Below are 8,084 nucleotides of genomic sequence, written 5' to 3'. Positions count from 1 at the left end.
TTCTTTAACTATATGGAAGGCAGCTTCAGCCGTCTTGGGAGAAAACTCAAAGTGATTAACAAATACTTCGAATAACTGACTGTCTCTTGTTTTTGCTTGTATGCGCTCTTAAACAGCGTTTTCCATGGGTTTGTCCTCCTCTTTTTTGGTTACCTCCCGTTTGCTAATTATATCTTACAGGAGTTTCTGGGGTTTGTCTAACCCCATTTTGGGAGGACAAATGTCCTTATTTATAGATCAAAATGATCAAAGCATACAGCGTTTCGATACATATTCTCTGGTTGAATCATTTTCGGAAGAGGTTTTGTCAAAATACCCTAAAGCACTGCTCTATGACGAAAGCGCAAAACAATGGTATCTGTGGAAAGATACCGCATCTCAATCTGTTGACCAGATAATTGATACAGCGAGAAAGAACGGCTTTCTGGAAGTTATCAGCAATACAGTTGTGTGAGAAAATACAGAAGTTCTATACGATCCAAACATAGTGGTGAATAAAGCAGGAAAATCTGTTCAGAAGCAAGAATAACCGGGATAACAAAACAAGCTAAAAAGAAGGAATCTGCTTTGTCAGAAGATGTTAACAAAATTTTGGCTCAGGAGATAACAGACCTGATTATCAACTATGTTGAAACAGATCATCGAAACAACTTCAAGCACATTAAAGGCAGATTTTTTGACTCGCCCCTGGTAGGATTCGCCCGGGGAGAGGATCATATATTTACAACCATCCGGAAAGAGATAGGAATGGAGTCTATGACTCCTCAGCAGGCGCTGCTGAACGCAGTTTTACCAAGGGGCGCTTCTTTTAGCATCAAGCCGGAAGAGATAAGCGTAATTTCCTGGGTATTGCCTATAAATTCCGCTGTCAGGGAGAAAAACCGGCTGCAAAAGACAGGTCCGGCTGACGAGTGGTGTTATACCCGGAATGATGGGGAACGGTTCAACATAGAATTGAGGCGCCGGGTAGTTAACTGGCTTGAGGCCGGCGGGTACCTTGCCGCGGCGCCTTTTTTGCTTCCGGAGTTTAGAATCATAAGAGATCCGGCCAGGCATAATTTTACCTCAACCTGGTCTGAAAGGCATATTGCTTACGCCTGCGGGCTGGGAACCTTCAGTATAAATAACGCCCTGATCACTCCCAGGGGAATTGCCCACCGGTTGGGCAGTGTCGTGGTCAACACCAGGCTGCCGGCTACTCCCCGTTCCTATGATGGACTCATGGATTACTGCCTGTTCAGCAAGGGTTGTGTTGCCTTCACTAAAAGGTGCCCAGTCGGAGCTATCTCAAAAGAGGGACTCAACAAGGATATTTGTTACCAAATGAACTCTCTCAGTAGGGAAGCTGTCGCGTTACGTGAAAGGCTCGGCTTGGAAAAGATAGGCTGCGGACTCTGCCAGGTCGGTGTTCCGTGTGAGGACCGCATCCCGGTGAAACTCCCGTGATACAGCGTCCTAATAACCCCGTTTCAGTTCATACTTGATTTTTTTTGTGTTCTTTTATTGTTGTCAGGCAAGTCCTTTCCCATCTGCTCTTTCGACAATATCCCCTATTATTACCCCCGTAAATTACCATATTTTACCTTGACATGGCCTCTGTTCCGGGTTAGAATATGTTTGTAAGGCGAACATACGTTCGGTTAGGAGGTGAAAAAATGGCTGTTGAAAAAGTATCCAGTGGTTCTGTGCTTAACCTTGAAGTGCAGACCGGTGTCGACGCCCAGGGAAACCCGGTCTACCGCAGCAGAAATTACAAGGGCATTAGTTCGAGCGCCACAGACCAGGATCTATACGACGTTGCCCAGGCGATTGCCGGCTTGCAGTCGTATACCTTAAGCAAAATAAGCCGCGTTGACAATGCCCAGCTCGTGGAGGCCTAACCCGTATAGGCCCGGCATGATCAAAATTCATTAAAAGGAGGTGTAAAAATGGCCCAGGTTACCACCAAAACCCTCAGGATGGTCTTCAAAAATGAAAACGGCTCCAACTTCACGCTTACGGTTGACAATCCCCGCGAAAACATAACCGCCCAGGAAATCCAGGCAGCTATGGACACAGTATTAACTAAAAACATCTTCACAACAACCGGTGGACAGTTAGTCTCCAAACAGGACATCAAAATCGTAGACAGAACAACCAACGACATCTACGACCCGCAGTAAGACCTTCCTTTTCTTAAAAAAGCTGTATGGGGAAGGAAACCTGCGAAAGGCGGTTTCCTTCCTCTATCAAGCTCCCCCTCTTCAATCCTTCCTGATAAAAAAACCTTCTTTAAAGGAGGCGCTGCCGGTGGAAACTATTTTACAGGCTATCGGAAATGTGGGTTTCCCTATTGCTGTGACCGCTTACCTTCTGGTCAGAATCGAAAACAAGCTGGAGGGCCTGGCAGCCAGTATTACCAGCCTGGCCAACGCTATTGACAAAACACGGTAATAAAAAGCGGACCGCCCCCTCTCCAGGGGGTGTTTTTTTAAATTAGAAAATAGTATACTAAAAAGGTTGTTTTCAACACACAAATTAGTTATTATTTACTTTGTACAAAAATTCGGAGGGACCCTTTGAAAAAAGCGAACGTGACAATCAATAAAGATCTCTGCAAAAAATGCACAATTTGCGTTCACTTTTGTCCCTTAGAGGTCTTCACAATTGATCAAGATGGTTACCCCCTGGTCTCAAACCCCGATAACTGCACAGGCTGCCGTCTGTGTTTTTTCCGTTGCCCTGATTTTGCCCTGGAGGTAGAAACAGAATTTGACGATTAAAAAACTTCTTACAGGCAACGAAGCCTGCACTTACGCAGCTGTTAACGCCGGTGCAAGGTTTTTTGCAGGCTACCCGATTACCCCGGCAACCGAGATCGTTGAGATGTGCTCCGAACTGATGCCGGCTCACAACGGCGTCTTCATCCAAATGGAAGATGAAATCGCTTCCATAGCCGCGGTTATAGGGGCAAGCCTGGGAGGAACAAAGGCTTTTACGGCGACAAGCGGCCCCGGCTTTGCTCTGATGAGTGAAAACATTGGATTTGCGGCTATGGCGGAGGCGCCCTGTGTGATTATCAACGTGCAGCGTTACGGCCCGAGCACGGGAATTGCCACCAAGTTTTCTCAAAGCGATGTAATGGCGGTCCGCTGGGGAAGCCCGGGGGATCACAGCCTGATCGTGCTTGCGCCTTCGTCGGTACAGGACTGTTACAACCTGACAGTTGAAGCATTCAACCTTTCGGAAAGATTCCGCACGCCGGTAATCCTGCTGTCCGACGCTGCGCTGGCTCATTTACGGGAAAAAGTTGAAATCCGTGAATCCGGTGAGCTCAACTTATACCAGCGTGAAAATCCGTCCGGCCCTGTCGATGCATATCTGCCCTACGGCGTCCTGCATAACGACGTGCCCGTTATGTCCAACTTCGGGGATGACTACATCCTCAGGGTAACCGGACTTGTCCACCAGGCAAGCGGCTACTCCAGCGACAATCCGCAGGTTGCCGAAGAACTGGTTCAGCGGCTGGCCAGAAAGATAGACAATTACCAGGAAGAACTTCCGGCGCCTATTTTCCATGGTCCCCAACCTGCCGACTTCATCGTAGTGTCTTTCGGGATTTCCGCAAGAGCCTCCCTTGAAGCTGTAAACAGCCGGGGTCTTAAAGCGGGAATGCTGGAACTGCGCACTATCTGGCCATTCCCGGGTAAAAGGGTGAAGGAATTATGCTCCGGGGCTAAAAAGATTCTGGTTGTCGAGGCAAATCGTGGACAAGTCAGGGAACTGCTGCTTTCCTGCGGCTTTCCGCCGGAAATATTAAAGGGTGTGAACAAGCAGGACGCGGAGGTTATTGCGCCTTCCGAGATTCTTTCGGCCCTCAAGGAGGAAAACAGCTGATGCCTTTAGCTGATTACAGGCAATATCTGGCGATGGATCGCCTGCCCAGCATCTGGTGTCCGGGCTGCGGCAACGGTGTGGCGCTCAAGGCTTTAGCCCTGGCCCTTGCCGAATTGGAGATACCGCCGGATAAAACACTTCTGGCCAACGGAATAGGCTGCTCCGGAAGAGTCGGCGATTATGTGCGCTGCCACCGTTTCCACGGCACCCACGGAAGAACTCTGGCCTTTGTTACCGGAATCAAACTCGTCCGCCCGGAGATTAAGGCCGTCTGCCTCCTCGGAGACGGCGATTGTTCCGCCATCGGCATGAGCCACTTCATTCATACCGCAAGGCGCAACGTAGATATTGCAACGATAGTTGTCAACAACTTCAACTACGGCATGACCGGGGGGCAGTTTTCACCCCTGTCGCCTCATAACGTTATAACCAGTACCTCCCGCTCCGGAAAAGCCGAGCCCGACATAGATATGTGCAGGCTTGCCGACCTGGCGGGAGCCAATTATGTATCCCGGACAACTATTTACCACGTTGTTGAAATGAAGAATTTTATCAAAGAGGCTCTCGGGAAAAAAGGCTTCTCCTTCGTGGAAATCATTTCACCCTGCCCAACGTACTATGCCAGATACAATGAAATAGGCGATGTAATCAAGCAGTTAGAGTGGATGAAAGATAAGTTTGTCCCCATTGAAAACTACAATCAAATGAAAGATGCTGAAAAAGAAAATTTCTCCTGGCGCGGAAGATTGACCGACAGAGATCTTCCCGACCTGCTGTCAGCATACACTAGGGAGTAGAGGTTAGCAAAAAATGAAGAATACCTGGCGGGTTATCTTAAGCGGCTCAGGCGGCCAGGGTATAGGTGTGGCAGGCAAGATACTTGCCGAAGCCGCCTTTTTGCAGGAATTTAACACTGCCCAAAGCCAGACATACGGAGCCGGCGCGCGAGGAGATTTAAGCCAGTCCGGAATAATTATCAGCAGTGATGATATTTTGTTTCCCCTGATTGAAAGGCCCGATTTACTGGTCATCCTGAACAACAAATCATACGAGCGTTTTGCTTCCTTCCTTGGTTCAAACGGCGACGGAACAGTCCTGATCTATGACATGGATTATGCCCAGCCGCCAAAGGATAAGGTTAACCCGCAATCTTTAGGGTTCGCGGTTGTTAATAAAGCCCGTGAAATATTCAGCGAAAAAGGCGCCTGCATGGTAGCCCTGGGCATTCTGACCAAGCTTTGGATTCCGCTTGAAAAAACAAATGTCCAACAGGCAATCCAGGAAGCATTTCCCGGCAAAGCCGGCTTTCAAAACATAAAGTGTTTCGAGGAAGGGTTTAAACTTGCAGAAAATTACCCCCTTTAAAGAACGCCTGGGACATTCGATAGAGGGGGCAGCTTTTTACGTATTTATATTTTTCTAATATTTTCTACAAAACATAGACCCTGACCCGCCGGACTCCCCAAAGTCTTGCCTGGGAGTAACTGTCCATAAATACATCAACCCTGTTGCCTACTATAGATCCTCCCCGGTCTAATGCAGTAGCATACCCATAACCTTCAATATACAATTTGCTGCCCAGGGGAATCACACTGGGATCTACGGCGACCGTTCCAAAACCCGGAGCTGTTCCGGACGAAGTGTTATGCCCTGTATATGTATATGCGGAGGCAACTACATCAAGAGCACTGCTGAAACGAATATTCATACCCCCACGGGAAACCTGTGTGGCCGTACCTAACGCCACGACACGATCAACGGCGGATCTTGAAACACTGCTGCTGGCCAGAAGACGCTTAAACTCCTGTCCGTCATGATAGGTTACCTGCCAGATCCTCTTCTCTATTCCATTCTTTCCTGCTTTGACAACCCGCATGAGTCCGTTGGCCAGGTTCGGGTCCGTTTCCCGGACGACTTTTGGATAAATAGGCGCTTCTTCCACTTTTTCCTTAACGCTTACACGCACTACCCTGATTTTGGCCCCTTCATTAAGACGCTCAGCAGTTGAAGGATAAACTATATCCTTTCCGGAGAGGTCTACTCCCTGTTCCTTAAGCACATCTCCCACCGTATTGCGGCAGCTCATAAATTCTGACGTCTTGCCGTCCGCAATCAGGGTTACGTGCAAAGCATGGTTAACAACTACCTTCATGTTTTCTTTTAGCTTTGTTTCCAGGGACGGGGTCACTTCATCTTCTTTTTTCAAAGTCACTTTTTGCGCTTTAATCAAGTCGTCAACCGTACTGCAAAAGGTCTTAACCTGGCTTGCTTTGCCGTCCACCTGCAGAACAACCGTCTTGTTGGCAATTGAATAGGCAACCGCGGCCAAAACAAAGGCAAGAATAACTGCCAAACAAGTCACTGCCGCTTTGGAACGGTAAAAATTACGCCAATCAAATCCAGAGAAAAAGATTTTCCCTTCGGGTAAACTTAATGTCCACCTTTCCATAAAAAACACCTCTTTTCGGGGGTTCCTTCAGGATACTGGTGAGTTGTTTACTGTAAAAATTGAGAAGTCATGTCGAATTGAGAGTTGAAGTTGTTGCCGATTCCTGAATCATAATTAAGTTGGCGGTTGCTCTATATTATTCTATGCAGATTTAAAAAAATCCTGCCTGTCTGTTCAATGAAATAAAAAAATATAATGGGATAATTTGTAGAAACCCAGACAGGATATACCCTCACACATCCTTCATGCATTAAATCGATTTAATTTTGTCAAACTTTACTACAGAATATTATTAATACTCGTCAGTCGTGACAGGATGAAATAACTGCTCATCATATTATCTAATTTGATATGTTATACTATATAAAATATTTTGTAATTTGCAAATATCGACAAAATCTCCGAAGGAATTATTTATTTGCATGTTTAATTTATAATACACAAAATATACACAAAATGGAGTAATCTCGGAAACAGTAAGTAATTCCCAGGGATACAATAACAGTAATACCACGTAGGGCCATAGAAGGGATTGAAAAGCAAAAGGGAGGCAGAAAAGAAACAGAGGAAGCTGGATTAAACAAAATAGGCCCTAAAAAAGACAGCAAAAAACCAAGTCTTTGCAAAAGGTAAATAATGGCACTACTGGAGAGCAGCAAAGGTTAAGCAGCCTTTACCGAAGTGGATACGCTAAAACTTAAGTGAACCAAAACATTACCGATGCTGTCAGAAAAGTATACCAGAGACATGGTATACTTTTTTTAGGTGCGCCCGGCATGGTCGCAGTCTAATGGGTGAAAGTCCCTAGTGCGGGTTGATAGTGCCAAGCACATAGCTAAAGGCAAGGGTGTCCATCGCGAGGTGGAATCTGAAGGAAGCCGGAGGCAAACTTCTGGCCTGACGAACAGGAATCACATAAGGCATGCATAGGCTGGGTAAAGCTGCCTAACAAGCCAAAGCCCCAAACTATCCGGAAGCCTATGGTGTAGATGTGGCAGGTGGATGGAAGGAAAGACTGCGTTCTTACCCGGGGAGGTCTCACGAACGGGTAGAAACAGAGTAAGAAGTCCGGTTGAAACAAGATTTGTCGTGAGAAGTCAGCCGAAGCCATAGTACAGAGGCATCGCGATGCCGAAGGAAGGGCTGAACCAAAGGAGGTGTTGATCAATGAAAGTTACTGAAAGCGACAAACGGAAGCACAGACAACCTCGATTTGAGGACTATCTGCAAATGGTATCTGCGGAACAGAAAGAATATGCAGAAGTGTGCGGGTCACCTAAGATTGTTTTAAACAGCGGGTCTTCCCCTCTACCCGGGCGCCGGTCTCATCGCAGTTGATGACCGGTTCAATTAATATCTGGCGTTTGATCTCCTGCTCGTAGCTTTCCAGAGCTTCGTAGCAGATCCCGTTGGCGGCGCCCTTGGGAACCCTCTGAAAACGGCTGGCCGAACAGGTCTTTAAATAATTCCTCGACACGGTCGTAGGGAATGAGTTGGTACTGATTCATGTAGACAGCCAGTGATTTGATCAGGGGACCATACTGCACCGGCCGGTTCACACTTTCAGGAAATGATGCCTTGTTGCAGATACCGCAGACAGGACAGGTTTTTTGCTCGGCTTGGCGCTCGGTCGCCTCCAGTCTTAAGGGAGATGTATCTACCACCTGTCGCCTTTCGAAAGACTCGGCGCTGCCAGGAAGGGATGCGCCACAATGTTGGCATTGCGTTACCTAAGCGTACCTCTATTTTGTCTGGTTTT

At 47.2% G+C, this 8,084-nt stretch carries 11 protein-coding genes and 1 pseudogene; 10 read left to right on the top strand and 2 right to left on the bottom strand.

All coding sequences use genetic code 11. From position 1 onward, the window contains the following. The first annotated feature begins 220 nt into the window (after positions 1 to 220). The 9 genes from DEH07_06070 to DEH07_06030 all read left to right on the top strand — a co-directional run bounded on the left by DEH07_06070 (position 221) and on the right by DEH07_06030 (position 5,241). Complete coding sequence (locus DEH07_06070) at positions 221 to 454, top strand: hypothetical protein (protein ID HBY04102.1); 234 nt, start codon at positions 221 to 223, stop codon at positions 452 to 454. 113 nt (positions 455 to 567) lie between these two features. After that, positions 568 to 1,446: a FeS-binding protein gene (locus DEH07_06065; GenBank protein ID HBY04101.1), complete on the top strand. Its 879-nt coding sequence runs from the start codon at positions 568 to 570 to the stop codon at positions 1,444 to 1,446. 209 nt (positions 1,447 to 1,655) lie between these two features. Beyond that, entirely contained in the window at positions 1,656 to 1,880 is a 225-nt protein-coding gene (locus DEH07_06060; protein HBY04100.1) for a hypothetical protein, read from the top strand. Positions 1,881 to 1,928: 48 nt separating this feature from the next. Next, the gene (locus DEH07_06055; protein ID HBY04099.1) at positions 1,929 to 2,162 is read left to right on the top strand and encodes a DUF2922 domain-containing protein; all 234 of its coding nucleotides are present in this window, start codon (positions 1,929 to 1,931) and stop codon (positions 2,160 to 2,162) included. A 127-nt stretch (positions 2,163 to 2,289) separates the two neighbouring features. Beyond that, positions 2,290 to 2,433, top strand: a complete 144-nt coding sequence (locus DEH07_06050) for a YvrJ family protein (GenBank protein HBY04098.1) — start codon at positions 2,290 to 2,292, stop codon at positions 2,431 to 2,433. A gap of 125 nt (positions 2,434 to 2,558) precedes the next feature. After that, positions 2,559 to 2,762 carry a 2-ketoglutarate ferredoxin oxidoreductase subunit delta gene (locus DEH07_06045; protein ID HBY04097.1) on the top strand — a complete coding sequence of 68 codons (204 nt, stop codon included), beginning with the start codon at positions 2,559 to 2,561 and terminating at the stop codon, positions 2,760 to 2,762. After that, complete coding sequence (locus DEH07_06040) at positions 2,752 to 3,876, top strand: 2-oxoacid:acceptor oxidoreductase subunit alpha (protein ID HBY04096.1); 1,125 nt, start codon at positions 2,752 to 2,754, stop codon at positions 3,874 to 3,876. Before DEH07_06045 ends, DEH07_06040 begins: the two co-directional genes overlap by 11 nt. Next, positions 3,876 to 4,673, top strand: coding sequence for a 2-oxoacid:ferredoxin oxidoreductase subunit beta (locus tag DEH07_06035; protein HBY04095.1), 798 nt, complete (start codon positions 3,876 to 3,878; stop codon positions 4,671 to 4,673). Before DEH07_06040 ends, DEH07_06035 begins: the two co-directional genes overlap by 1 nt. A gap of 13 nt (positions 4,674 to 4,686) precedes the next feature. After that, entirely contained in the window at positions 4,687 to 5,241 is a 555-nt protein-coding gene (locus DEH07_06030) for a hypothetical protein (GenBank protein HBY04094.1), read from the top strand. 64 nt (positions 5,242 to 5,305) lie between these two features. Here DEH07_06030 and DEH07_06025 read toward each other — a convergent pair whose 3' ends face one another. Then, positions 5,306 to 6,325: a hypothetical protein gene (locus DEH07_06025; protein HBY04093.1), complete on the bottom strand. Its 1,020-nt coding sequence runs from the start codon at positions 6,323 to 6,325 to the stop codon at positions 5,306 to 5,308. A gap of 1,167 nt (positions 6,326 to 7,492) precedes the next feature. Here DEH07_06025 and DEH07_06020 point away from each other — a divergent pair. Continuing rightward, positions 7,493 to 7,609, top strand: a pseudogene (locus tag DEH07_06020) (maturase). A 62-nt stretch (positions 7,610 to 7,671) separates the two neighbouring features. Here DEH07_06020 and DEH07_06015 read toward each other — a convergent pair. Then, positions 7,672 to 7,989, bottom strand: coding sequence for a hypothetical protein (locus tag DEH07_06015; protein HBY04092.1), 318 nt, complete (start codon positions 7,987 to 7,989; stop codon positions 7,672 to 7,674). Between the last annotated feature and the right edge of the window lie 95 nt (positions 7,990 to 8,084).

The sequence above is a fragment of the Desulfotomaculum sp. genome, assembly GCA_003513005.1.
In the GTDB taxonomy this organism is placed as follows: domain Bacteria; phylum Bacillota; class Desulfotomaculia; order Desulfotomaculales; family Nap2-2B; genus 46-80.
The sequence above is the reverse complement of the archived record's forward strand: the minus strand, read 5'-3'. Positions and strand labels throughout refer to the sequence as shown.